Here is a 24,829-nt window from a genome sequence, read left to right on the forward strand (position 1 = left end):
CCCCCCCCCCCGCGCCCGTTTTCGGTGCGCCGGCGAACATTCGTCCTATGGCATTGCCAGTTCGCCGTGCAGCCGGATAGTACGGCAATCATCTTGTCGTTTCCGGGGGATTTCATGAAGTTTTACGCGGCGTCGCTCGTTTCTCTTGCCGCGCTTGTTGCGCATGGCGCCTCGGCCCAGAACGCGGGCAGCGCTCCCTCCGCCGCCGCTGCCAAGCCGAAGTGGGATGTGAACGCCCCTCCCGGCGCAACCATTCGTCAGGTGCCGATCCGGGTGAACGAAGGCAGCTGGATGGACGTGGACGTCAGCCCAGACGGCCGCACAATCGCCTTCACCCTGCTCGGCGATATCTACACCATGCCGATCACCGGCGGCACGCCGACCCGCATTGCCGAGGGGCTCGCCTACGAGGTGCAGCCGCGCTTCTCGCCCGATGGCCGGCGCATCGCCTTTACCTCCGATCGCGGCGGCGGCGACAACATCTGGGTGATGAACACCGACGGCAGCGACAAGCGCCAGGTAACGCGTGAGGACTTCCGCCTCCTCAACCAGCCGAGCTGGAGCAAGGACGGCCGCTTCATCGTCGCCAAGAAGCATTTCACCACCGGGCGCTCCCTGGGCACCGGCGAGGTATGGATGTACCACGTCTCGGGCGGTGCCGGCGTGCCACTGGTGAAGCGGCCGAACGAGGCGCACCAGAAGGAACTGGGCGAGCCGATCTATGCCGCCGACGGCAAGTCGGTGTTCTACACCAAGAACGTCACACCCGGCCCGATCTTCGAATATGCGCAGGACTCCAACACCGACCTGTTCGATATCGAGCGGTACGACCTGCAGACCGGAGAAGTGACGAAGGCGGTGACGGGCGCCGGCGGTTCGGTTCGCCCCACGCCCTCGCCCGATGGCAAGAAGATCGCCTTTGTCCGCCGTGAGGCCACCCGGTCGAAGCTCTATGTGAAGGATCTCGCCTCGGGCGAGGAGCGCAAGATCTATGACGATCTCGATCAGGACGTGCAGGAAACCTGGGCGGTCACCGGCGTGTATCCGAACATGGCATGGCTGCCGGACAACAGCGGCCTGGTCTTCTGGGCGAAGGGCAAGATCCAGCGCATCGATGCCGATGGCACCAATGCGCGCGAGATCCCCTTCACCATCAACGACACGCGCGGGGTGATCGACGGGTCGCACCCGCAGGTCGCGGTGGCGCCCGATCGCTTCACCACCGCCATGCCGCGCTTCGCCAGCGTCTCACCGGACGGGCGTCAGGTCGTGTTCGAGACGCTCGGCAAATTGTGGGTGAAGCCGGTGGCCGGCGGCGCGCCCCGCCGCCTGACCCGTGGCGATGACGGCTTTGAACTGTTTCCGAGCTGGTCGCACGACGGCAAAAGCCTCGTGTTCGTCAGCTGGACCGATGATGGCCTTGGCCGCCTGCGCGTGATCGGCGCCACCGGCGGCACGGCGCGCGACGTGATCGGCCAGCCCGGCCATTATGCCCGCCCGCGCTTCTCGCCCGACGGCAAGACCATCGTCTTCGAGCGTACCGGCTCCGGGCGTCTGACCAGCCCTAAATGGGCAGAGGATGCCGGCGTCTACCGCGTCGCCACGGCGGGCGGCGGCGTCACCCGCGTGGCGCGCGGCGCTGCCTCGCCGCAATTCGGCCCGAACAACGATCGCCTGTTCATGCTGGAGGACGAGCGCAAGGACGGCAAGTCGGTGCGCCAGCTCATCAGCACCGATCTATCGGGGCAGGACAAGCGCGTCCACGCCAATGGCGAGCTTGCGACGGACTATATCGTGTCGCCCACCGGTGAATTTGTCGCCTTCCGCCAGAACTACGCCGCTTACGTCGTGCCGCTGATGCCCGGCAGCCAGACCATCGCCCTGTCTCCCGATGCCAAGGCGCTGCCGGTTACCCGCGTCAGCGCCGGCGGCGCGGATTATTTGAACTGGTCGAGCGACGGCACACGCCTGCACTGGAGCCTGGGCCCGACGCTTTACACCGTGGAAACGGCCAGCCTGTTCGCCGCCGCTCCCCGCGCCGATGGTACGCCGGCGTTCGTGCCGCCGACGACCGGCGTCTCGCTGGCGATGGAGCAGGCTGCGGCCAAGCCGACCGGCACGGTAGCGATCACCGGCGCACGCCTCGTCACCATGGCAGGCACGGATGGCGGCATCATCGATGATGGCGTGGTGGTGATCCGCGGCGATCGGATCCTCGCGGTCGGCCCGAGAGCCTCCACCGCAGTCCCGGCGGGCGCGACCATCGTTGACGCGGCCGGCAAGACGATAATTCCCGGGCTGATCGATGCGCACGCCCATGGCCCTGCCGGAACTGACGAGCTGATCCCGCAGCGCAATTGGTCGATGATGCAGAACCTCGCGCTCGGCACGACGACGCTGCACGATCCGTCGAACCGCGCCAGCGAGATCTTTACCGCATCGGAAATGCAGCGCGCCGGGCTGATCCTCGCGCCCCGCATCTTCTCCACCGGCGAGGCGGTCTACGGCGCCAAGGCGACGGACGTATACGCGCAGATCGACAGCTTCGACGACGCGCTGGCGCATGTCCGCCGCCTGAAGGCGCAGGGCGGGCACAGCGTGAAGAACTACAACCAGCCACGCCGCGAGCAGCGCCAGCAGGTGACGGAGGCCAGCCGACGCGAGAACATGCAGGTCGTGGCGGAGGGCGGCTCGATCTACGGCCTGGACGTCACGCATATCGCGGACGGCAATTCCACGATCGAGCATAACATCCCGTTGGAGGTGTTCTACGACGATATCGTTCAGTTCTTCTCCCAGTCGAAGACGAACTACACGCCAACGCTGGTCGTTACCTTTGGTGGGCTGGCGGCCGATCCTTACTGGCGCCAGCACACCGATCTGTTCGCCCATCCGCTGCTTCAGGCGCATACCCCGCCGGCGCAGCTGCGCGCGGAATCGGCGCGGCGGCTGATGGCGCCGGAAAGCGATTATGTGGACGACGAAAGCGCGCGCGAGGCGCACAAGCTCGCCAAGCGCGGCGTGCTCGTGTCGATCGGCGCGCATGGTCAGCAGGCTGGCATGAGCGCTCATTGGGAGCTGTGGTCCTTCGTGCGCGGCGGCATGACGCCGCTCGAGGCGCTGCGTGCCGGCACCATCGTTCCCGCCCAGTCGCTCGGCATGGCGAAGGACATCGGCTCGCTGGAGGTTGGCAAGCTTGCCGATCTGCTGGTGCTGGATGCTGATCCCACGGCGGATATCCGCAACAGCGACAAGGTGCGCCAGGTCATGCTGGGCGGCCGGCTCTATGATGCGGGCACGCTGAACGAGGTCGCGACCGGCACGGCCAAGCGCGGCGCCTATTTCTGGGAGGCCGGCACCAGCGCCCAGTGATCGTCACCCTCCCATCTTGAACAAGCCTTCCCCGTTCGCCGCGATCCGCTTCGTGGTGAACGGGCTGTATCCCCAGGAGTAAGAACCATGGATCGTCGCACCTTTCTTGGCAGCACCGGCGCCGCCGCTCTGGCGAGTGCCGTCCCCGTCGCCGCGCAAAAGGTCGCCGCCGCCGGCGCCAACCCGAATGATGCGAAGCTGCACGCGCTGCTCGATCGCTTCTTCTACGATCGAATTAGCGACAATCCCGAAGGCGCCACCGCGCTCGGGCTCGACAATGGGGAGCGCGCGCACCTCAAGTCGAAGCTGAACGACGGTTCGGCTGCCGGCGTTCAGGAGGATCTCGCCCGCGCCAAGCGTGAATTGGCCGCGCTGCGCCAGATCAGCCCTGCCTCGCTCTCGCCAGCGGCGCGGATCGATTACGAAGTCGTGTCCTATCAGCTCCAGCGCAGCATCGCTGGCGGTGAGAAGTTTACCTACGGCGCCAGCATGGGCCGGTTCGCGCCCTATGTGCTGTCGCAGCTGACCGGCGCCTATCGCGAGGTGCCCGATTTCCTCCACGCGCAGCATCGCATCAAGGACGCGGCGGACGCCGACGCCTATGTCGCGCGTGTCGCCGCCTTCGCCACCGCGATCGATCAGGATACGGAGCGTCAGCGCGCCGATGCCGCGCGCGGCGTCTTCGCGCCGGATTACATCCTCGACACCACGCTGAAGCTGATGGGCGGCCTGCGCGATCAGCCGGCAGCCGCAACCGTCCCGGTCAAGGCGCTGGCCGGCAAGCTGAAGGCCGCCAACCTGCCGGATGGTCGCGTTGCCGAAGCGACCCGGATCATGAACGATCAGGTCTTCCCGGCGCTCGATCGCCAGCGTGCCCTGGTAACCGAGCTGCGCGGCCGTGCCTCGCATGACGCCGGCGCGTGGCGCCTGCCCGATGGCGAGGCTTATTACGCCGCCGCCGTCGAGGCCGCGACCACCGTTGCCATGACGGGTGAGGAGGTTCACCGCCTGGGCCTGGCGCAGGTGGCCGAGATCAGCAACCGGATCGACGGCATCCTGAAGGCGCAGGGTATGACCCAGGGCACCGTCGGCGAGCGGCTGGTCGCGCTGAACAAGCGTCCCGATCAGGTCTTTCCGAACACCGACGCGGGCAAGGAACAGCTGATTGCGCAGCTCAACCGCCAGGTGATCGCCATGCAGAAGCAGCTGCCGGAGCAATTCGCCTTCATTCCCAAGGCGCCGGTCGAGGTCCGCCGTGTTCCCAAGTCGATCGAGGCCGGCGCGCCGGGCGGCTATTACCAGAACGCCTCGCTCGATGGCTCGCGCCCGGGCATCTACTACATCAACCTGCGCGACAGCTTCGATCGTCCCAAGTTCGGCCTCGCCACGCTGACGCACCACGAGGCGGTGCCCGGCCACCACTTGCAGGTGATGACCGCGCTCGAATCGCAGGACATTCCGCTCATCCGCCGCCGCGGCGGGTTCAGCGGCTATACCGAGGGCTGGGCGCTTTATTCGGAGCAGCTCGCGGATGAGATGGGCATGTTCGAGGGCGATCCTCTCGGCCAGGTCGGCTACCTTCAGTCGCTCCTGTTCCGCGCCACGCGTCTCGTCGTGGACTCCGGCCTGCACCACAAGCGCTGGAGCCGCGAAAAGGCGACCGAATATTTCATCGCCACCACCGGCATCGCCCAGGGCCGCAGCCAGAACGAGATCGACCGCTACACCGTCTGGCCGGGCCAGGCCTGCAGTTACAAGATCGGCCACACCGTCTGGGTGCGCCTGCGCGATGCGGTGAAGAAGAAGCAGGGCGCCGCCTTCGATCCGCGCAAGTTCCACGCGGTGCTGCTCGATGGCGCCATGCCGCTGACCATTCTGGAGCGGATGGTGACGGAACGGATGCTGAAGGCCTGACCACTCGATCCGTCATCCCCGCGTAGGCGGGGATCGATAAGCGCTACCGCACCGGCTTTTCGCCAAGCTCAGCGTCTATGGATCCCCGCCTTCGCGGGGATGATGAACTTGGTTATGTGCGGACGAAAATACGGGAGAGGCACGCATGAAAACCTACGACGATGTCGTGAACGGCCGCCGCAGCATCCGCGGGTTCAAACCCGATCCAGTGCCTCGCGCGCTGATCGAGGAAGTGCTCGCGCTTGCCATGCGCTCGCCCTCCTCGCTCAACACTCAGCCGTGGAACTTCACCGTCGTCACCGGCGAACCGCTGGATCGCATCCGCCAGGGCAATACCGAACGCAACCTCGCTGGCGTTCCCCATTCGCGCGAATTCCGCCTGGGCGAGGAATATGGCGGCATCCACCGTGAACGGCAGATCGAGATCGCCAAGCAACTCTTCGGCGCCATGGACATCGCGCGCGAGGACAAGGCGAAGCGGCACGATTGGGTGCTGCGCGGCTTCCGCCAGTTCGATGCGCCGGTTTCGATCGTCATCACCTATGATCGCGTGCTGCTGGGCAGCGACATCGCGCCCTTCGATTGTGGCGCCGTCACCACCGCGCTCGTCAACGCCGCCTGGTCGCGCGGCCTCGGCTGCGTCATCAACAGCCAGGGCATCATGCAATCGCCGGTCGTGCGCGAACATGCCGGCATCCCCGACGATCAGGTGATCCAGACCTGCGTCGCGATGGGCTGGCCCGACGACAGCTTCCCGGCCAATGGCGTGGTGTCGCGCCGCAAACCAGTCAGCGAAGCCGCACGATTTGTGGGGTTCGTGGACTAAGCGATGCCTCACGGACGGCGTAATCGTCGGCGACTAGAGAACCATCGAAAATGGGGTGGGGAGCGGACGCAGTTCTAAGCGAACCCGTCGCGCTTCTGCTTCGGTCGAAGCCGCCGCACTCGACCGGCGTCAACGTGCCAGAGCCGAATTTCAAACTGCCTTCGTTCTTGTCTTGCTTCGTCGTCACCAGCTTTGGCACCCTGACCAAGCCAGTGCCGATAACCGGCCATGTTGTTTCGATTGAAGCAACTCAACGCCATGTGTTGGGCTGCGCGTAGGTCGCCTCGTTTGTATGCGCGTCGATATAGTCCGGCGGCGCTAAAAGCGTCCGCAGGCGTGCCAAAAGGATCCGCGCTCCCATCGCTAGAGAACCAATCGGCAAGCTCAATCATCGCACCGGCATGTCCACGTAGAGCAAGGTGCCACATGATCGGCAGCCACTTACCAATGTGCCGCTCATATCGGATCGCCAAGCCCTTGAGGTAAAGCCGGTCAGCAGGCGTGTCGTCGTTTTTGCGTTCCACAACGCGACCTTCGCACATGCGTTGAACGTCCGCTATTGGGGCGCATTCAGCCGATCCGCTTCCGCGTGCGGTTCCGGACGGCGAAACGGTTCGGATGAATGTTCATCGGCAAACATCCCTCCATCATCCCCCCCAAAGGCTTGGATCTTTAAACTCCCGACACCGCAGGCAGGGCGAGCACTGGTTCTATGGATCCCCTCCGCAGCAATAACGAACATTGGGCGCTTCCCCAACGAGCGTCATTCCGCTCACCTCAACAAACAACAAAGGCACGGCCCGCGTCGACAGCCATCCATCTGCCGACGCGAACCATGCCCTCACTCCCGCCGAAGCGGGCCGAACCTGCCGCAATTGGCCGTGTGGAGTGCCACGGCCCATCCGACTGGCTCATCCGAACAGGCGGAGTTCCGCTCCTCCCCCAGCTCAGCCCAGAAAACTCGACCTCCGATACCCGGCCCGGAACGGCGCCGCGGAGCCGTCAGCGCGGGAACCTCTTGTCCAACCAACCAATGAGGGCGCGGTTCACTTCCTCGGGAAATTCCTGCTGGGTCCAATGGCCCGACTTCTCCACCAGAACCCGCTCCAGATCGGGGACGTACCGCTCCATGCCCTCGGTCATCGCCGGGCTCAGCACCACGTCGTTCTCCGCCATGACCATCAGCGACGGCACGTCGACCTTCTCCACCAGCTTGGCCGAATTCTGCCAGTTGCGGGTGAAGTTGCGATACCAGTTGATGCCGCCGGTGAAGCCCGTCTCGGCGAAGGTTTCGGCGAATGCCTCGATCTCGTCGTCGGTCAGGAACTGCTGCGGATCGTTTGCCGGATCATAGAGCTTCAGCCCCTCGCCCAGTGCCAGGGTACGCATCTCGGCCGGAAGCTGCTCATATTCCTTCAGCGTCAGCATCGGCTTGCGCATGAAGAAGCGCATCGACCGCTCAGGGTCCGCGGCCAGCGCTGCATCCGCCTCGCCCGGCTTCTGGAACCAGACGATATACATGTCCTCGCCGAAGGCCGCGCGCATGCCGGCGATCGGATCGATGTCGCCGCGCGGCAGGAACGGCGTGTTCACCCCGATCACGCCCGCACAGCGCTCCGGATAGCGCAGTGCGAACTGCCAAACGACCATGCCGCCCCAGTCGTGGCCGCAGGGAATCGCCTTTTCGATGCCCAGCGCGTCCATCATGCCGGCGATGTCCGCCGTCAGCTGCTCCAGGTCGTAATCCTCGATCTTCTCCGGCCGGCTGGTCAGCCCATAGCCGCGCTGGTCGGGCGCGATCGCCCAGCGGCCCGCCTTGTCGAACGCGTCGAGTTGATGCCGCCAGGAGAAGGCCAGCTCGGGAAAGCCATGGCAGAAGATCACGGGCACGCCCTCGCCCTTCGGCCCGACCTCGTAATAGGCCATGCGGATGCCGTTGGATTCGACGAACTGCACCGGCGGCATCGCCTCGGCCAGCGCGCGCGGCGCCTCGATCACGTTGCTCGTAACTGGGCTCATGATTTCACTCCCGGACGGACGACAACCTTGCATTGCTGTTCGGGGTCGGCGAGCGCGGCAAAGGCGGCGGCCACGCCGTCCAGCCCCACTTCGTCGGTGATCGCCGGCAGCACATCGATCTTGCCCTCGGCGATATTGCCCAACGTCGCGGCAAACTCACCGGCGGTGTAGCCAAGCACGAATCGGAAATCGATTTGCTTGTTGATGCACAGGAACGGCTCGATCTTGTCCGTTTCCATGCATACGCCGACGACGATCACCTGCGTGCTCACCGGCACCGATTCGATGATGTTCTGCAGCACGCCCGGCACGCCGACGCATTCGAAGACGATCGCGCGCTTGCCGGTCTGGCCGGTCATCATCGCCGCCATCCGCTCGGAAGACGTGCGCGGCACGCCCAGCTCGCTCCACTTGGTGTGCGGCGATTCCTTCGCCGGATCGACGATGATGTCGGCCCCCATCTTTTCTGCAACGGCGCGGCGCGCAGGGGAGAAATCCGCCGCCACCACCGGCCCCAGCCCGCGCGATTTCAGCGCCGCGATCACCGCCAGCCCCACCGGGCCGCAGCCGATCACCAGGTTCACCGTATCCGGTCCCGCAGCGGACATGGCGACGGCATGTTCCCCCACCGCGAAGGGCTCGGTCATCGCCGCCTGCACGTCGGACAGGCCATTGGGTACCGGAAGCAGCATCGCCTCGCTCAGCACCATCTGCTCGCTGTACCCGCCGGGATAGGTGTTGGAATAGCCGATCGCCTCATAGCCTTCCGGCTTCATCGCGATGGGCATGGACACGACGCGCGTACCCGCCTTCAGCGCCTTTGCCGATCCGGGACCGTGGTCCAGGATCTCGGCGGAAAATTCATGGCCGAAGATCATGTCCTTGGAGGGATCGGTGCGCGGCTTCTCGCCGGTGCGCGCGCCCAGTTCCAGCATGTTCTCGAACGAATGAACGGCGTGGAGATCCGAACCGCAGATGCCGCAGGCCAGCGTCTTCACCAGCACTTCGCCCTGGCCGGGTACCGGATCGGGCACCTCGTCGCAGATCAACTGCTTGTTGCGTCTCACCACGGCTCGCATCGCAGCCCTCCCTCTCCGGTCGTCCGGCGTGATCGCCGGTTCGTTGCCGCATCGTGGCCCGCGGCGCCGGCCAGCGCAAGACGCATATTCATAACGCGTTTGAATTTCTTGCAGCCGATCGCTTTTGGAAATATATGTGGCCAAAATGTCGGAGGGAAGAATGTCGGGCAGCACGGTTTCAGGCGCGTCGGGCGAACAGGTGATCGTCGTTGGCGCCGGCATCGCGGGCCTGTGCACCGCGCTTCGTCTGGGCGGCGGCTCGCGCCACATCACCCTGCTAGAGCGCGACGAAGCCCCGCCGGAGGGCGGCCCGGACGTCGCGTTCGATCAGTGGCAGCGTCGCGGCGTCAGCCAGTTGCGCCAGAGCCACGCGTTTCTTGCCCGGTTGCGCAACATCATTCGCGACGAGCATCCGCAGTTGCTGGAGGATCTCTATGCCGCCGGCTGCCGCGACATCACCTTTCAGGACATGCTCCCGCCCAAGCTGCAGGCCACCTATGTCCCCGTGCCGGGGGATGCCGATCTGACAATCCTGACCAGTCGTCGTACCACGCTCGAACTGGTGATCCGCCGCTATGTTGAGCGCTTGCCCGGCGTGTCGATCCGCAGCGGCGTCAAGGTGCGCAGCCCGCTGTTCCATACGGGCAGCGATGGCACGATGGTGGTGACAGGCGTCGCCGCCGACACCGCGGAAGGACGCGAGGAGATCACGGCGGACGTGGTGGTCGATGCCGGTGGCAAAGCGGCGAACCTGATCGAACAGCTGATCAAGGCCGGCGCGCCCATCGCGGAGGCAGCGGAGACCGCTGGCGTCCTGTATTTCACCCGCCATTACCGCCTGCTGGACGGCCAAAATGAGCCGCCGCGCGGCGACGTGCCGGCCTCTGGCGATCTTGGCTATCTGAAGTTTGGTGTGTTCCCCGCCGACAACCGCCGTTTCTCGATCACCTTGTGCGTGCCGGAAATCGAGCATGAGCTGCGCAAGGCAGTGATGGATGGCGATACGTTCCAGCGCATCTGCATGGCGATGCCGGGGCTCAAGCCATGGGTCGATCCCAAAACTTCGGAGCCGGTCGGCAAGGTGATCGGCATGGGCGATCTGCACAGCCGCTGGCGCAGCCTGATGGCCAATGGAAGGCCGGCGGTGCATGGCTTCTTCGCCATCGGCGATGCGCTGGTGCGCACCAACCCGCTTTACGGTCGCGGCTGCTCGCTCGCCGCGGTCAGCGCCGGTGTGCTTCGCCGTGCGCTGGACAGCACACCCGATCCCGCCGCGCGGCTCGCCATCTATGACAGCGGCATCCTGACCGAGGTGAAGCCATATTACGATCTGATGCTGAAACAGGATCGCTCCGCCATCCGCCGCGCGCGTGCCACGCTCACCCCCGATCATCGCCCCCGGCTGAAGGCGCGGTTGGCGAAAAGCTTCGTCGATGACGGGATCACCATCGCCGCCCGTTCCGACGTGCAGCTGATGCGCGCGATGATGCGCGGCTTCCACATGCTCGAACATCCCGAGGCGTGGCTGAAGCGACCGCAGAATCTCAGCAAGGTGCTTGGCTATTGGGCGCGCGGCCGCCGCCTCAATGCCAATGCCTATGCGCCGCAGCCGGGCCCCGATCGCCCCGATCTGATGGCCACCATCGGGCTTGATGCGCGCGCGGACTTGCTGAAGGCGGCCTGATCAACTGTTCCGAGGGGGAAGGCAGGGGCAGGTGCGACGCGCTGGCGCACGCGCCTGCACCGTCCTTCTACCTACGAGCCGCCTGCCGCAGCCTCGATTGGCCGGTGTGGCCGATATTCTCCGGCGCCGCGCCGGCCCCGCTCCCATCATTGCCGACACTTATCGGGGAAGTTGCTCGGTAGGTTCGTTATTGCTGCTGCGAGAACCGTCAAACGTCTCGTGCGCCCGGCTCAGCCAGCCCTCCAGCGCGTTCAGGGCCTTGGCGGTCAGCGTCAGCGTATCATCGAGATTTCCATCACCATCGCCGATGATCAGCTTTTCCCGGGTGAGATATTCGATCCAGCGTCGCCCCGCCGCACTCACGCCGCCGGCCTGCTCCAGCGCGCTCTTCCCGGTCAGGCGCTCGCCACGGGCGTCGGCGATGAACAGGATCAGCAGCAGTTCATAGGCCAGCTCCCCGCCGAAAAGCTCCGCCGGCAGTTCGCGGCGGCGGTCGCGCCGAACCTCCAGGATAGCGCGCGCAAACTCCGCAAGTGTATCATCAACCATGGTTTTTGCCCCTTGAACCATGGGATGGCGATCTGCCGTCAGAAGATGCCCGAGTTAGCCGAACGGACCTGCGCACAGTGCGCCGCGACAAGCATCGCTTATCCGAAGTCGAACGCATGGGCGGATACTGGCCCTCCGCCGCTTGCCAAGGCCGCGCGCCAGCCGATTGCTGCTGGAACATCATCCCACATCACTCCTGCGCGACCGGAGATGCTTTGTTCTCGTTACCATTATATTTTGCACAACCGTGAATGTCACGTACCATTACGGATGCAATTGGCCACACTGACCGATCGCATTACCTCTTCGGAGGTATGCTGCCGCCCGTTTGTGCGGCGCCTAATCCGTTTGGCGAACGTCGTTGAAGGGAGCAGCGGCCGCTGATCGGCGGCCGGTCGCATCGTCAGCCGGCGGTGGCGCCGATCGGGATCGGCGTCGCTGCGGCCACCTGAGCATCGATGGTGGCGAACAATCGGCCTTCTGCCATCTCGTCGCGGGTCTGCTCCGGATGCAGCGTGGCCATATGGTCCAGCGCCACCAACTCGCGCGGCACGTACCAGTGCAGGCGGTCCGAGTGATAAGCCTCCCACACCGTTTCCGCGACCTCGCGTGGCGGGATGGCGCGAAAGACGCCGCTCTTGGGCGCTGCGGCAGCGGCACCATCCGGAAGGATCGGTGTGTCGATCAGTGCCGGCAGCACATCGGCCACCCGAACGCCGTAAGGCTTCAGCTCGATCGCCAGCGCCTCCGTCAGGCCCTTCACCGCATGTTTGGTGGCCGAATAGACCGCGATCATCGGCATGCCATAGGTCGCCGAGGACGAAGAGGTGGTGAAGCACATCGACTCTGGCGTGGCCTTGAGCAGCGGAATGGCGAGGTGAATGCCGGTGAGAACGCCGATGAAGTTCACGTTCACCACGGCAAGCACATCGGCCCATGGCTGGTCGGCAAAGGGCCCGCCGCGACCGATGCCGGCGTTGTTGTACAATATGTCGAGCCGTCCGCCGCTGCTCGCGGCGAAGCGATCCAGCGCGGCGGCATAGGCATCGCGGTCCGAAACGTCGAGCCGCTGGACCAGGCAGTTTTCCGCCCCCAGCTCCTGCTCCAGCGCCGCGAGCCCCGCCTCATTGACGTCGACGCCGCCGATGAACCAGCCTTGCCGGGCGAACAGCCGCGCCGTTTCCAGCCCCATGCCGGAGGCCGCGCCGGTGATGAAGATTGCCTTGCGGCCGTTCGCCACCCCGCTCACTCCGCCGCCTCCGCCTTCTTGTCGAGGCCCATGGCCGCGAGGATCTCCGGCCGGATATTCTCCGTGCCCTTCTTCTGGATATGCTCCGCGAGCCTCGCGCCGACCGCCGCCTGCGCCTCGCCGATGAAGCGCGGCCGGTTTGTCGCCGCCCACTCGATCGACGCCTGGCGGTTGGCGTTCATGCCGTTCACCTCCGGCACGACATAGCGGGCGATCATCTCATAGGATTTCTTCTTGTTTTCCCACTCGGCCCAATTGTTGTCCATCAGCAGGAAAGCGCCGAAGCCACCGGACTGTTCGCGTAACCGCTCGATCTGCCGCACGGCATCTTCGGGCGTTCCGACCACGGCCATGCCCGAATCCACGATCGCATCCACCGGATCGGACCCGTCCGACGGCGCCAGCGGCAGGGCGGCGACCTCACGGAAGTAGTAGAGCCACTTGTCCAGGCCCTCACGAACCTGCGCGCGCGCTTCCTCGCGAGTTGCCGCCACATGCATCGGGCCGACGAGCCGCCATTGGCTGCGGTCCACCCTGGTTCCGCTTTCCGCCGCCTGCTGCTCCGCGATCGCCCAGTTCGACGTCAGCGCGTTGAAGCCGCCCGCCTGCGTGGCACCGATCGAGAGCAGGCCCAGGCCGTGGCGCCCGGCAGCGGTCGCACCCGATGGCGACACCTGGCTGGCGACGCTGATCTCCACTGACGGACGGCTGTAGGGCAGCATCTGCAGCCGCGCTTCGTTCAGTTCGAACCAGTCGGTTTTCTTGCTCACCTGCTCACCGCGCAGCAGCGGCACCAGCACGTCCAGCGCCTCGTCCATGCGATCGCGTTGCTTTGCGACCGGGATGCCCATCATGAAGGCGTCGGACGGGAGCGCCCCGGGGCCGACACCGAACATCACGCGTCCCCGGGTGATATGGTCAAGCTGGTTGATCCGGTCCGCCAGCATCAGCGGGTGATGGTAAGGGAGCGATGACACGCCCGTGCCCAGGCGGATATGCCGCGTGCGTTCGGCCACCGTGGCAATGAACAGTTCCGGGCTGGCGATCAGCTCATAGCCTGCCGAATGATGCTCGCCGAGCCAGGCCTCGTCGAAGCCGAGCTTGTCCATCAGCACCACCAGATCAAGATCCCGCTCCAGCGCAAGCGTCGGGTTTTCGTTGAGCGGGTGGAACGGCGCAATGAAGGCGCCGAACCGGATCTTTTCCGCGGCCATTTCTCTCTCCTCAGACCATCTTTGTGGACGATGCTAGTTGGAGGAAAGCAGCCTGGCCAGACTTTTTTAACGCGTTATGATAATATGGGATTGCACGGCGTTGCAGCTTGCTGCGTCGCCGCCTATCGCCTCCTGTATGCGAAGGAACATGGGATGAGCCGGCGTGAAGACGCAAAGGCAGAACGTCGTCGTCGGATCATCGCGGCCGCACGGGATCTGATCAAGGAAACAGGCGATACCGGGCTGTCGATGCGCGCCATCGCAGCGCGCGCCGGCGTGTCGCTGACGACCCCTTATAATCTGTTCGGATCGAAGCGGGCCATCGTGATCGCCCTTCTGGAGGACGTGCGCGAATTTCACGAGCGGTTCTCGCAACTTCACCGTGTCGGGGCGATCGACCGGATCTTCCAGGCGGTGTCCATCTCGCTCGCCTATCTCGCGGACGATCCCGATTTCTATCGTACCTTGTGGACCGAAGCCCTGCGTTTCGACAGCAAGGAGCTTCGCGGCGAGTTGCAGACCCCGCAACGCTACGGCTTCTGGTGGGCGCTGCTCAACGAGGCCAGCAGCGAGGGAGCCTTGCTACCCGAACTCGAGATCGATCCGCTGCTCCGCGCGCTCGACGCGGTCTATGTCGCGGCGATGCTCGCCTGGGTGCTCGGCGGCATCGAGGTTCACGAGCTGGAGGCGCATGTCGGCTATGGCTATGCCGTCACATTGCGGGGCGCGGCGAGCGAGGCGGCCGCAGCAAAATTGGAACGGCGCCTGGTTACCTATCAGAAGGAACTGCTGCGCCATCGCGCCAATGCGGTGGTCGCCGCCTGACACTTGCAACGCCGCGCCGGGCCCGCGGCGCGACGCTTCATGGCGAGTTTAGGGTTTGATCCAGGCGCTTGAAAGCACCTCCCCGGCGAAGGCCGGGGTCCAGGCGGGAGAGAGTTGGCAAGAGCCCGAGCGCCTGCCAGCTTTGTCGCGCAACTGGACCCCGGCCTTCGCCTGGGAGGCGGATCTTCCTGGCTGGATCAAACCCTAGCCGGCAATCTTGTCCAGCGCCTGACTGAAATCAGCGATCAGGTCGTCGGCATCCTCCACCCCGATGGATATCCGCACCAGATTGTCCGTGATCCCCAAGGCCGCCTTGCGCGCATCGGGAACGGACAGGTGAGTCATGGCGGCAGGGTGGCTGGCCAGCGTTTCCGTGCCGCCCAGGCTCACCGCCAGCTTGGCGATCTTCAGCGCATCAAGGAAGGCGAACGCCTCCGGCTCTCCGCCCTTCAGGTACAGGGAGAAGGTGGATCCGGCGCCCTTGCAATGGCGGCGATAGATATCGGCCTGTCGCTCGTCGCTGCCACCTTCAAGAAAGCCGAGGTAGCCGACCTTCTCGACCGCCGGATGATCGCGCAGGAAGGCGCATACCTTTTCGGCATTCTCCCCCGCCCGGCTCATCCGCAACTCCAGCGTCTCCAGGCTGCGCAGCAGCATCCATGCCGTGTTGGGATCACAGATCGTGCCGATCGTGTTCCGCATCAGCCGGATCGTATCCATGTGCGCCTTCGATCCCAGCACCCCGCCGGCAACCAGATCGCTGTGGCCACCCGCGTATTTGGTCAGGCTGTAGACGACGAGGTCCGCGCCGTGACGCAGCGGCTTGTGCCACAGCGGCCCCAGGAACGTATTGTCGATGGCGATCGGCGGCTTGTTCGCGCCGGTGAAGATCGCATCGCGGCTCGCCGCCACGGCCTCCACGTCGACCAGCGCGTTGGTCGGGTTGGCCGGGCTTTCGAGATAGATCAGCGCCACATTGCCGGACGCCGCCTTGGACAGCACCGCATCGATTTCCGCACGCGTTGCCCCGGCCGGGAAATCGAGCCAGTGAACACCGAAACGGCCCAGGATGCGCGCGATCAGCGTCTCGGTGGCGGCATAAAGCGGACCGGAGTGGACGATCGTGTCGCCCGGCTTCACCATCGAAAGGAACAGAGTGGCGATGGCGGACATGCCGCTGGAAAAGGTAAGCGCGTCCTCCGCATCCTCCCAGACGGACAGGCGATCCTCCAGAATCTCCTGGTTTGGGCCGTTGAAGCGGGAATAAACCAGCCCTTCGGCGCCGCCGGGCCGCTTGCCTGTCACCCCTTCGAAATGGCGCTTTCCGGCGGCCGCGTTGGGAAACACGAAGGTGGAGGTCAGGAAGATCGGCGGCTTCAGCGATCCTTCGGACAAGGCAGGGTCATAGCCATGCCCCATCATCAGCGTTGCCGGCTTCAGCTTCCGCCCGCCGATCTCATCCACCGGCGGCTTGGGCGAGACACGCGCCTCAACGCCGGTAAGATCGGCTTCGGTTTCCTTGGTCATCATCTGGCTCCGCTGGGATCATGGCGGCGCGCACGGCGCCTTGAGCCGCGCCTAACATCAACGGCCCCGTCTGGCGATCAGCCTGCCGTGTAAGGCGTAAACGGCCCGATGGCGCAGCTGCCGGTCGGGAAGCGCGCCGTGCGATCAACCGTGGTGGCAATGTCGCCGCGGCAAAGGCGCGGGCCGAACTGCCGGGTCACCAGAGCATCGCCGCGCGCGACATTCTCGCACCCGCCCGCCGTTTCACTGACGAAGATCCGATTGCGGCTCTCGCGGTAGATCAGCTTGTTGCCGACCGCGCGCAGAGAGACGTTGCGAAAACGGGTGTCGATGCAATCCACCGGCGCTTGCGGCGTCAGCCGGGCAAGCTCCTTTTGCACCTGCATCTGTTCACGCGCGTAGGGGCCGGGCCGGCTCTCGTCGGCCGCGCTGGCGGCGGACACCGCCAGAGCACCCGCCGCGGCGGCCAGCGTAAAGGGAATCAACAGCTTGGCCATCATCACCACTCCTGCCCCTCCTCAAAAGCATAACGCTTTCACCCGCGGAAACTATCCTTGGCGGCGCGCCGCTCCCCCAATTCCTCAGCGCTCGTCGCCCGCAGGAACGGATTGGTGGCAAGCTCCTCCCCGATGGTGGTGGGAATGGTCGCCTCGCCCGCCGCGCGCGCCGCGTCGACCCGCGCCATGCGCGCCTTGATCGCCTGGTTGTCCGGCTCAGCGACCAGGGCGTAACGCCCGTTGGACTGGGTATATTCATGACCGCAATACACGCGCGTCTCGGCCGGCAGCCGGGCATAACGCTGCATATTGCCGAACATGTCGGCCGGCGTCCCTTCAAACAGCCGGCCACAGCCCATGGCGAACAAGGTGTCGCCAGTGAAGATCGCCGAATCATCGGCGAAGTGGAACGCCACATGGCCCTGGGTATGGCCCGGCACGGTCATCACCGCAGCACGATGTCCGCCCAGGGACACGCTTTCACCATCCGACACGCCGGCGTCGATCGCACCGATCTTGGCGCGTTCCGCCTCGGGGGCGGTGACCCTGGCGCCCGTTGCGGCGACGATCGCGGCATTGCCGCCAACATGATCCGGATGCCAATGCGTGTTCCAGATCTCGCTGATCGTCCAGCCACGCGATGCGGCGGCATCGAGCACGGGCTGCGCCTCGCCGGGATCGATCACCATGGTCGTGCCGCTGTCCGGATCGTGCACGAGCCAGCTGTAATTGTCGCTGAGCACGGGCACGCGGACGATCTCAAGTGGCGATGGCATCATAGCCCCTTTCATTGAACTCGATCAGACAGAAACCGTGGCCGAAGGGATCCGCGAAGGTCGCGATCCGCCCATAGGGCGCCTGACGCACGCCCGTCTCGTCGACAGCGCCGGCCGCGATTGCCATCGATCGGGCGTGGTCGAGATCATCGACCGACACGTCGAGATGCACCGGCGTCCAGTGGCGCTGATAGTTCCGCCGTGCCGGCGCGGCGGCGGTCGCGGCGCTATCGCCCGCCTTTTCCAGCAGGTAGATCGGCGCCTCCAGCCCCAGCAGTTCGACCGCGCCGCTGCCCAGCCGCCGCCCAACCGACACGCCGAACACAGCGCAGTAGAAATGCTCCGCCCGCGCGAGATCGGGAACATCCATGTTCACGATCAGGCGCGCGGGCGCGGGCATCACCAGCTTCCGGTATTCGGCATGGAGGCCCATGGCTCCTGCGGCGGCTTGGGGCCGTTCAGCTGGAGCAGCTCGATCGAAATGCCGTCCGGCGTCTTCACGAACGCCATATAGCCGTCCCGCGGAGGGCGATGGACGGTATAGCCCGCGTCCAGCACCGCCTGGCAGGTCGCGTATATGTCGTCGCAATCATAAGCGAGATGCCCGAAATTGCGCCCGCCGGTATATTCTTCCGGCGCGCTGCCATTCTCGGCCGGCCAGTTGTAGGTCAGTTCCACCTCGGCCCGGGCCCGTTCGCCCTCGCCTCGCATATCCTCGGGCGTGGCGAGGAAGATCAGGGTGAAGCGGCCCGCCTCGCTGTCGGTGCGGCGCACTTCCTTGAACCCCAGAACCTCGAAGAAGGCGATGGTCTTTTCCGGATCGGCGACCCGGATCATGGTGTGAAGATAGCGCATTGATCCTCCGGATTACTTCTGTTCGTCAGCCGCAAACTGGGACAACGCACGAGTTGCCGATTGGCCCGCCGGGCGATCCGGGGCGAGCCGCGCGGCTTCGGTCCAGGCAGCCTTCGCCCCTGCCTCGTCGCCGCTGGCGGCCGCGATATTGCCGGCCTCCAGCTGCACCTGCGCATCGTCCGCCGACCGGCGCAGCGCCTGGCCGATATCGATCTTGGCGCGGGCGAGATCGCCCGTGCGCCGCGCCAATGTTGCGGACAGCAGCCAGGCGAGCGGATCATCGGCCGCGTCCTTCAGCGCGAGGTCGAGATCGCCGCGAGCCAATTTGAGCTCATCCAAGGCCACCAGCGCCCGCGCGCGGTCCAGCGCCGCCTCTCCGCGGGCCAGACCGGTCAGCGTTCCGGCCGCGAGCGCCGCATCCAGCGCCGCGCGCGCCTTGGCGGGTTCCTGCCCTGCGAGCCAGGCGTTGCCGGCCAGCGCCCAATAGCGCGCCGCCGCGCCATCACGGGCCAGCTCGGAGCCGCGCGCCGCCTCTTCAAACGCCGGCGCCGCCTGCGCAAACCGATCCTGCCCGGCAAGTGCGATGCCCAGGCACGCCCGCCCGCCAACGCTCCGGTCAACGCTGGCGCGCCGCTCGGCGGCGACCGGATCCGTGGCGGCCAGCGCGGCGCAGCTCTCCGCAGGCGGAAGGGCAGCGGCCTGGAGCGCAAGGCTCAGCAGGATCATTTCAGCACGTCCTCAAGCGTGCGGATCAACAAGGCGATGTCTTCCTCCCGGGACAGGCGATGATCACCGCCCTTCACCAAGGCAACGTGGACATCGTCTGAACGGAGCAGCTCCGCGAGGCGCACCGATTGGGCCCAGGGCACATCCGGATCGCGCTGGCCGTGGATCAGCCGCACCGGCATGTCGAGCGCGATGGAACCGTGCATCAGCCGGTTGGCCTCGCCAGCCTGCCAGAAACGCCGGGTATAGACCGTCGGCTGCGGGCCATAAGGGTTCGGCCGCTCCAGCCGTCCGTGCTGCAGAATGTAGAGCTTTTCTTCCTGGCTGAAGCCCCAGTCGGTGAAATCAGGCGCTGCCGCGATCCCCACCATCGCGGCAACGCGCTCGGGACGGGCGAGCGCGGCCAGCAGCATGATCCACCCCCCCATGGAGGAGCCGACCAGCACCACCGGTCCCTCCACCGCATGGTCGATCATGGCGAGCGCATCGTCGCGCCAGTCCGTCAGGGATTGCTCCTCAAACGCCCCCTCGCTGGCGCCGCAGCCGGCATAATCGAAGCGGAGAAAGGCGCGACCGGCCGCTTTCGCCCATGCCTCGAGCGCAAGCGCCTTCGTACCGGTCATGTCCGAAGCATAGCCTGGCAGGAAAACGATGGTGGGGCCGGCGCCTTCGGTGAGGTGATAGGCGAGACGGGGTCGCTGGGGAGAGGTCATCCGCCGCGATGTAGCGACGGGCAGGCGTCAGTGAAAGGCGAGCCGGTGAAGGGAGCCGCGCCCACAAGCCGCGGCGGCCTGCTCAGATCACATATTCAACGGTTCTTACCTGCGTCTCGGCATCACGCTTCGCCGTGCGCTTCGCGACCATTTCGGCATGAAGCTCGGCGACGGTGCGGCTGCCGGTCGTCTTGCAGGCGAACGGCAGCACGGCGTGGACCAGCGCGCCCATGCCGCCCGCCAGCATCCGGGCACCAAAGCGGGATGCGACGCCGAAATGCTCGACATAGCTTTCACCCACAGACTCGGGATGGTCGAGGAACAGGCGGCGCAGCATAGGAAATCCCCCGGGGTCCGGTTGTGGTTGGTCAGGCGACATTATCACGGGCGCGCAGCTGCGCCACCATGTCCGCGGCAAGCAGCGGCAGGGTGTCGTCGCGCGCGCCCATTACGACGATCCGGTCGCCGGCACGCGCATTGGCGACGAGATGCGCCGCCGCCGCCGCGCGATCCGCGATGTGACGGGCATTGCCGCCGGTGACGGAGATATCGCGCACGATATCGGCGCTGGTGACGTCGCGCGTCACCGTGCCGCCCTGGTAAACTGGGTCTGGAAGAACGAGCAGGTCGTCGGCCCCAAGCCCCTGTGCGAACGTGTCAACCAGTTCAGATCGCATGGTTTTCAACGGTCCATAGCCATGCGGCTGGAAGAGCAGGAGCAGGCGCCCGGGAAAGGCGTGGAGCGTGGCCAGCGTCGCGGCGATCTTGTCGGGATTGTGCCCGAAATCATCAATCACGGCGACGCCGCCCGCCTCGCCGACCAGGTCGAAGCGGCGCTTCAGGCCCGTGTAGCGGCCGATTGCAGCGGCCGCGGCCTCGAAGGACACACCGGCAGCCAGGGCCGCGCCAATCGCCGCCAGTGCGTTCGCGACATTGTGTTTGCCGGGCACGTTCAGCCGGATCCGGGTGCCGCGCAGGGAGAAGGATACCGCAAACGGCTGTTCCTGGATGTCCACCGGGGTCAGATCGGCCTCGCCGCCGAGCGCGAAGGTCATCACCCGATCTCGTGGCAGGCGCATGGCCAGCGCGGCCGCATCCGGATTGCCGGCATTGACGATCGCCATCCCCGCCTTGCCGATGAAATCGCCGAACAGCACATTCAGCTCGTCGAGCGATTTGTGATCGAGGCTGACGTTGTTCAGCACCGCGATGCGCGGCGCATAAAGGGCGATGGAGCCGTCGCTTTCGTCCACCTCGCTGACATAAGGATCACCCTCGCCCACGAGGGCGCTGGCGAAGGGGCGGTCGGCGGCGGCGAAATCCTTCATTACCGCGCCGTTCATCACCGTGGGGTCGAGCCCCGCATCATGGAGGATGCGCGCGATCATGCCGGTGACGGTGGATTTGCCGCTGGTGCCGGCAACCCCGATCGGCAGGCGGCTCGCGTTGAACAGCGCGGCGTTCAGTTCCGCGCGGCTCATGCGGCGGCAACCGAGCCGATCGGCCGCGACCATGTCCGCCACCGTCGGCTCCACGGCGGCCGATGCCACCACGATCTGGTCCGCCGACACGATCCCGCTGCCGTCCTGCGGGAACAGGCGAACACCCTTCGCCTCCAGATCGGCGAACTTGGCCGGCACGCGACCCTGATCGAGCCCCCGATCGGAGCCGGAGACGGTCGCCCCCCGCCCGGCAAGGATCATCGCCAGCGGCATCATGCCGGAGCCGCCGACGCCGACGAAGAAGAAGGATTGTCCTGCGATGTTGCCGTCCTGCATGGCCGCGCGCTATCGCCGCAGGCGGCAACGGGCAAGGCGAAGGCGGCGACACGGATGAAGATCGGGCCCTCATGAAGATCGGAATCGTCGCACCGGCGAACACGGCCAACCCGCAGATGGTGGCGCCGCTGATGGCCTATGCCGCCTTGGCCTATCCCGAAGTCGAGCTGGTCTTCCACCCGCAATGCTGGGAAAGCGACGGCCATTTCGCCGGCCCGGATGCCCGCCGAGCCGCTGCCTTCCTGGAATTCGCCAACGACCCCGGCTTTGCGGCAATCTGGTTCGCGCGCGGCGGCTATGGCTCCAACCGCATCCTCGCGCAGGTCATGCCGCAGCTGAACGATGCCGCACGGCGCAAGAAATATGTCGGCTATTCCGACATGGGCTTTATGCTCGGCGCGCTCTACGCCCGGCGCATCGGGCGCGTGGCACATGGCCCCATGCCGACCGACATCCTGCGCAGTTCCGGCGGCGATGCGACGGTGGCGCGCGCGCTCGGCTGGATCTCACGCGATGAGCGCCAGGGGCTGGAGCCGGGTCTGGGCAAGCGGCCGGCCGCCGCCTTCAATCTGGCGATCCTCGGCGCGCTGATCGGCACGCCCTGGCTGCCGGACCTCACCGACCACGAATTGCTGATCGAGGAAGTGTCGGAGCCGATGTACAATATCGATCGGCTGCTGTTCACCATGGCCAATGCCACGCAATTGCGCGGGGTCGCCGGTATCCGGCTGGGCGCGGTGACGAGCGTGAAGGAAAACACGCCGGCCTGGAACGAGCCCTTGGCGGTGATGATCCAGCGTTGGTGCCGCGACATGGGCGTGCCGTTCCTGGGGCAGGCTGAGGTCGGCCATACGCAGACGAACCGGGTGGTGCCGTTCGGGCTGATTTAAGATATTGGCCGACGAACCGCGGGTGCCGAGCTTGCCTGGCGTCTGATCCAGCTGGACTGATCCGCCTGCCTTCGCGAACGACAGACGCAGGGCGAACGCAGGTCAGATGAACTCTTGGCTTCGTCATTCCCGCGAAGGCGGGGATCCCTAATCACCGACGCCGATGTCTCTCGCGAGACCTGCGCTTATGGATCCCACCTTCGCGGGGATGACCGTGCATTGATCAGCCCGCGACCGCCTCGCTCAGCCAGGCCGGCTTCAGCGCATCGCCCAGATCCTCGACGCGGCGATGCTCCACCATCAGGCCGAGTTCGGGATAGGTCGCTCGGGTACGCGCGCCCGCCTCTCCCAGCGGCGCGACGATCAGCCGGCGGTTAACCTTCGACCGATAGTTCATGCGCGCGGTATTCTCCTGCCCGACATAGCATCCCTTGACGAAGCTGACGCCGTTCAGCTCCCGCGCGTTGCATTCCAGCCAGAGCGTTTCGGCATTGCCGAGCTCCGTCACACCTTCCGCGACGCCAAGTGATAGGCGATGCGCGACCCAGCCGTGCGCGGGGGCACCCGGCGGCGCGATCCAGCGGCGACCGAGCGCAGCGAGCCGGGGATCGGGCACGCCCTGGTCGCCGTCGCGCGACCAATGCACCGCAAGGCCGTCGTCACGCGCGATGGTGATCGCCCGACGCAGGCGATACAGCGTCAGCCGCCGGGCGAGCGCCTCCGCCTGTGCCGCTTCGCAATCGAGCAGCAGATCCTCGCCATCCGCCCAGACGAGAAAGTCGAACAGCGCCTTGCCCTGTGGTGACAGGAGCGCGGCCCAGACCGGAAGCGCGCCGGTCACGTCATTCGTCACCAGCCCTTGAAGGAAGCCGCGAACGTCCTCCCCGGAAAGGCGGACGATGGCGCGATCGGCCAAAGTTGTGGCGTCGGGGGTGGTGGCGTCAGTCATGCCCACAAGCTAGGGCATCGCACGCGCATTCCAAGCATTGCAGGACCCGCATGACCGACCGCATCACCATCCGCCGCCCCGACGACTGGCACGTTCACCTGCGCGATGGCGCCATGCTGGAGCTGGTTGCCGGCCATACCGCGCGACAGTTCGCCCGCGCGATCATCATGCCGAACCTGACGCCGCCGGTGACCACCGCAGAGGCGGCGCGCGGTTATCGCGAGCGGATCCTTGCCGCTTTGCCTGCGGACGCCGGCTTCACGCCGCTGATGACCTGCTATCTCACCGATCAGGCCGATGCCGATGCGATTGCCGCCGCTTATGCCGAGGGCGTGTTCACCGCGTGCAAGCTTTACCCCGCGCACGCCACCACCAATTCCGCGCATGGCGTGACCGACATTTTCGCGCTCGCCCCGGTGCTCGAGCGGATGCAGGCGATCGGCATGCCGCTGCTGATCCATGGCGAGGTGACGGACAAGGATATCGACATCTTCGACCGCGAGGCGGTGTTCATCGATCGCATCCTGCAACGGCTTGTCCGCGACTTTCCGGCGCTGAAGATCGTGCTGGAACACATCACCACCGCCGAGGCGGCCCAATATGTCGCGGAAGCGCCGGCCAATGTCGCCGCGACGATCACGCCGCAGCATTTGCTGATCAACCGCAATGCGATCTTCGACGGCGGCATCCGCCCGCATGCCTATTGCCTGCCGGTCGTCAAGCGCGAGATGCACCGGCTGGTGGTGCGCAAGGCGGCGGTATCGGGCTCGCCCAAGTTCTTTCTGGGCACCGACAGCGCCCCCCACGTCGTGGAGGCAAAGGAATCCTCTTGCGGCTGCGCAGGCATCTTCAACGCGCCGTTCGCGCTGGAAAGCTATCTGCGCGTGTTCGACGAGGAGGGCGCGATCGACCGGTTCGAGGCGTTCACCAGCGAGAATGGCGCGCGTTTCTATGGCCTGCCGCTGAACGAAGGCGTGGTGACGCTGGAGCGGACGGAGACGCGCGTGCCCGACCGGATTGGCGACGATGCGCTGTCGGTCGTGCCGTTCCATGCCGGCGAGACGATCGGCTGGCGCATGGTCGATTGAAGCGAGAGAAGCGCCGCCTGAACCGCACCGTCATCCCGGACTTGATCCGGGATCCATGGCGCAGCGAACGCTGAGGCTGGAGGTCTTAGAGCGGGGCTCAGCCACTTATCCGCCTCCCCGGCGAAGGCCGGGGCCCAGTTACGGAACAAAGCCGGCAGGCGCACCGGCTATTACCAACGCTGTCCCAACGGGGCCCCGGCCTTTGCCGGAGAGGTGGCTTGAGGAGCCTGGATCAAACCTTAGCGTTAGCGCGCGCGGATGGCCGGATCCCGGATCAAGTCCGGGATAACGGCGCCGCC

The 24,829-nt window shown here is 65.8% G+C and carries 22 protein-coding genes; 7 read left to right on the forward strand and 15 right to left on the reverse strand.

All coding sequences use genetic code 11. From position 1 onward, the window contains the following. Positions 1–114: 114 nt before the first annotated feature. The 3 genes from AX702_RS17435 to AX702_RS17445 all read left to right on the forward strand — a co-directional run bounded on the left by AX702_RS17435 (position 115) and on the right by AX702_RS17445 (position 6,112). Entirely contained in the window at positions 115–3,372 is a 3,258-nt protein-coding gene (locus AX702_RS17435; RefSeq protein WP_066781685.1) for an amidohydrolase family protein, read from the forward strand. An 87-nt stretch (positions 3,373–3,459) separates the two neighbouring features. Continuing rightward, a complete protein-coding gene (locus AX702_RS17440) occupies positions 3,460–5,286 on the forward strand; it encodes a DUF885 domain-containing protein (RefSeq protein WP_066781686.1) in 1,827 nt (608 codons plus the stop codon). A 145-nt stretch (positions 5,287–5,431) separates the two neighbouring features. Next, complete coding sequence (locus AX702_RS17445) at positions 5,432–6,112, forward strand: nitroreductase family protein (RefSeq protein ID WP_066781688.1); 681 nt, start codon at positions 5,432–5,434, stop codon at positions 6,110–6,112. A 1,002-nt stretch (positions 6,113–7,114) separates the two neighbouring features. On the opposite strand, the gene AX702_RS17450 is transcribed toward AX702_RS17445, so the two are convergent. Together AX702_RS17450 and AX702_RS17455 are read right to left on the reverse strand one after the other, a co-directional pair. Next, positions 7,115–8,131: an alpha/beta fold hydrolase gene (locus tag AX702_RS17450; protein WP_231731929.1), complete on the reverse strand. Its 1,017-nt coding sequence runs from the start codon at positions 8,129–8,131 to the stop codon at positions 7,115–7,117. Next, positions 8,128–9,210, reverse strand: a complete 1,083-nt coding sequence (locus tag AX702_RS17455) for a zinc-binding dehydrogenase (protein ID WP_066781692.1) — start codon at positions 9,208–9,210, stop codon at positions 8,128–8,130. Before AX702_RS17455 ends, AX702_RS17450 begins: the two co-directional genes overlap by 4 nt. A gap of 160 nt (positions 9,211–9,370) precedes the next feature. Between AX702_RS17455 and AX702_RS17460 the strand changes: the two genes are divergently transcribed. Next, positions 9,371–10,894 (forward strand): NAD(P)/FAD-dependent oxidoreductase, encoded by a 1,524-nt coding sequence (locus AX702_RS17460; protein WP_066781694.1) that lies wholly within the window; start codon positions 9,371–9,373, stop codon positions 10,892–10,894. A 159-nt stretch (positions 10,895–11,053) separates the two neighbouring features. On the opposite strand, the gene AX702_RS17465 is transcribed toward AX702_RS17460, so the two are convergent. The 3 genes from AX702_RS17465 to AX702_RS17475 all read right to left on the reverse strand — a co-directional run bounded on the left by AX702_RS17465 (position 11,054) and on the right by AX702_RS17475 (position 13,906). After that, positions 11,054–11,443: a hypothetical protein gene (locus tag AX702_RS17465; RefSeq protein ID WP_066781696.1), complete on the reverse strand. Its 390-nt coding sequence runs from the start codon at positions 11,441–11,443 to the stop codon at positions 11,054–11,056. A 403-nt stretch (positions 11,444–11,846) separates the two neighbouring features. Beyond that, entirely contained in the window at positions 11,847–12,692 is an 846-nt protein-coding gene (locus tag AX702_RS17470) for an SDR family oxidoreductase (RefSeq protein ID WP_231731930.1), read from the reverse strand. Beyond that, the gene (locus AX702_RS17475) at positions 12,689–13,906 is read right to left on the reverse strand and encodes an LLM class flavin-dependent oxidoreductase (RefSeq protein ID WP_066781698.1); all 1,218 of its coding nucleotides are present in this window, start codon (positions 13,904–13,906) and stop codon (positions 12,689–12,691) included. The genes AX702_RS17470 and AX702_RS17475 overlap by 4 nt, the downstream gene beginning before the upstream one ends. Positions 13,907–14,059: 153 nt before the next feature. Here AX702_RS17475 and AX702_RS17480 point away from each other — a divergent pair, with 153 nt between their 5' ends. Further along, positions 14,060–14,731, forward strand: coding sequence for a TetR/AcrR family transcriptional regulator (locus AX702_RS17480; RefSeq protein WP_177179120.1), 672 nt, complete (start codon positions 14,060–14,062; stop codon positions 14,729–14,731). Positions 14,732–14,935: 204 nt separating this feature from the next. On the opposite strand, the gene AX702_RS17485 is transcribed toward AX702_RS17480, so the two are convergent. The 9 genes from AX702_RS17485 to AX702_RS17525 all read right to left on the reverse strand — a co-directional run bounded on the left by AX702_RS17485 (position 14,936) and on the right by AX702_RS17525 (position 21,603). Next, a complete protein-coding gene (locus AX702_RS17485; protein WP_066781745.1) occupies positions 14,936–16,258 on the reverse strand; it encodes a cystathionine gamma-synthase family protein in 1,323 nt (440 codons plus the stop codon). A gap of 77 nt (positions 16,259–16,335) precedes the next feature. After that, complete coding sequence (locus AX702_RS17490; protein ID WP_156455569.1) at positions 16,336–16,755, reverse strand: hypothetical protein; 420 nt, start codon at positions 16,753–16,755, stop codon at positions 16,336–16,338. Between the two features lie 38 nt (positions 16,756–16,793). Further along, positions 16,794–17,531: a hydroxyacylglutathione hydrolase gene (gene gloB, locus AX702_RS17495; protein WP_066781747.1), complete on the reverse strand. Its 738-nt coding sequence runs from the start codon at positions 17,529–17,531 to the stop codon at positions 16,794–16,796. Next, on the reverse strand, positions 17,515–17,931 hold the full coding sequence (locus tag AX702_RS17500) for a VOC family protein (protein ID WP_066781749.1): 417 nt from the start codon (positions 17,929–17,931) through the stop codon (positions 17,515–17,517). The genes gloB and AX702_RS17500 overlap by 17 nt, the downstream gene beginning before the upstream one ends. Further along, positions 17,931–18,386: a VOC family protein gene (locus AX702_RS17505; RefSeq protein ID WP_066781704.1), complete on the reverse strand. Its 456-nt coding sequence runs from the start codon at positions 18,384–18,386 to the stop codon at positions 17,931–17,933. Before AX702_RS17505 ends, AX702_RS17500 begins: the two co-directional genes overlap by 1 nt. A 12-nt stretch (positions 18,387–18,398) precedes the next feature. Beyond that, complete coding sequence (locus AX702_RS17510) at positions 18,399–19,112, reverse strand: hypothetical protein (RefSeq protein WP_066781706.1); 714 nt, start codon at positions 19,110–19,112, stop codon at positions 18,399–18,401. Next, positions 19,109–19,825, reverse strand: coding sequence for an alpha/beta fold hydrolase (locus AX702_RS17515; RefSeq protein ID WP_066781708.1), 717 nt, complete (start codon positions 19,823–19,825; stop codon positions 19,109–19,111). The genes AX702_RS17510 and AX702_RS17515 overlap by 4 nt, the downstream gene beginning before the upstream one ends. A gap of 82 nt (positions 19,826–19,907) precedes the next feature. Then, on the reverse strand, positions 19,908–20,162 hold the full coding sequence (locus AX702_RS17520) for a DUF6356 family protein (RefSeq protein WP_066781710.1): 255 nt from the start codon (positions 20,160–20,162) through the stop codon (positions 19,908–19,910). 31 nt (positions 20,163–20,193) lie between these two features. Further along, the gene (locus AX702_RS17525; RefSeq protein ID WP_066781712.1) at positions 20,194–21,603 is read right to left on the reverse strand and encodes a glutamate ligase domain-containing protein; all 1,410 of its coding nucleotides are present in this window, start codon (positions 21,601–21,603) and stop codon (positions 20,194–20,196) included. A 71-nt stretch (positions 21,604–21,674) separates the two neighbouring features. On the opposite strand from AX702_RS17525, the gene AX702_RS17530 reads away from it, so the two are divergent. Further along, positions 21,675–22,493: an LD-carboxypeptidase gene (locus AX702_RS17530; RefSeq protein ID WP_066781713.1), complete on the forward strand. Its 819-nt coding sequence runs from the start codon at positions 21,675–21,677 to the stop codon at positions 22,491–22,493. 223 nt (positions 22,494–22,716) lie between these two features. Here the strand turns inward: AX702_RS17530 and ygfZ are convergent, their stop codons facing one another. Then, the gene (gene ygfZ / locus AX702_RS17535; RefSeq protein WP_066781714.1) at positions 22,717–23,442 is read right to left on the reverse strand and encodes a CAF17-like 4Fe-4S cluster assembly/insertion protein YgfZ; all 726 of its coding nucleotides are present in this window, start codon (positions 23,440–23,442) and stop codon (positions 22,717–22,719) included. 50 nt (positions 23,443–23,492) lie between these two features. On the opposite strand from ygfZ, the gene pyrC reads away from it, so the two are divergent. Further along, the gene (gene pyrC / locus AX702_RS17540; protein ID WP_066781715.1) at positions 23,493–24,530 is read left to right on the forward strand and encodes a dihydroorotase; all 1,038 of its coding nucleotides are present in this window, start codon (positions 23,493–23,495) and stop codon (positions 24,528–24,530) included. Positions 24,531–24,829 lie beyond the last annotated feature (299 nt).

This window comes from Sphingomonas sp. CCH5-D11, assembly GCF_001557395.1.
Taxonomy (GTDB): domain Bacteria; phylum Pseudomonadota; class Alphaproteobacteria; order Sphingomonadales; family Sphingomonadaceae; genus Sphingomonas.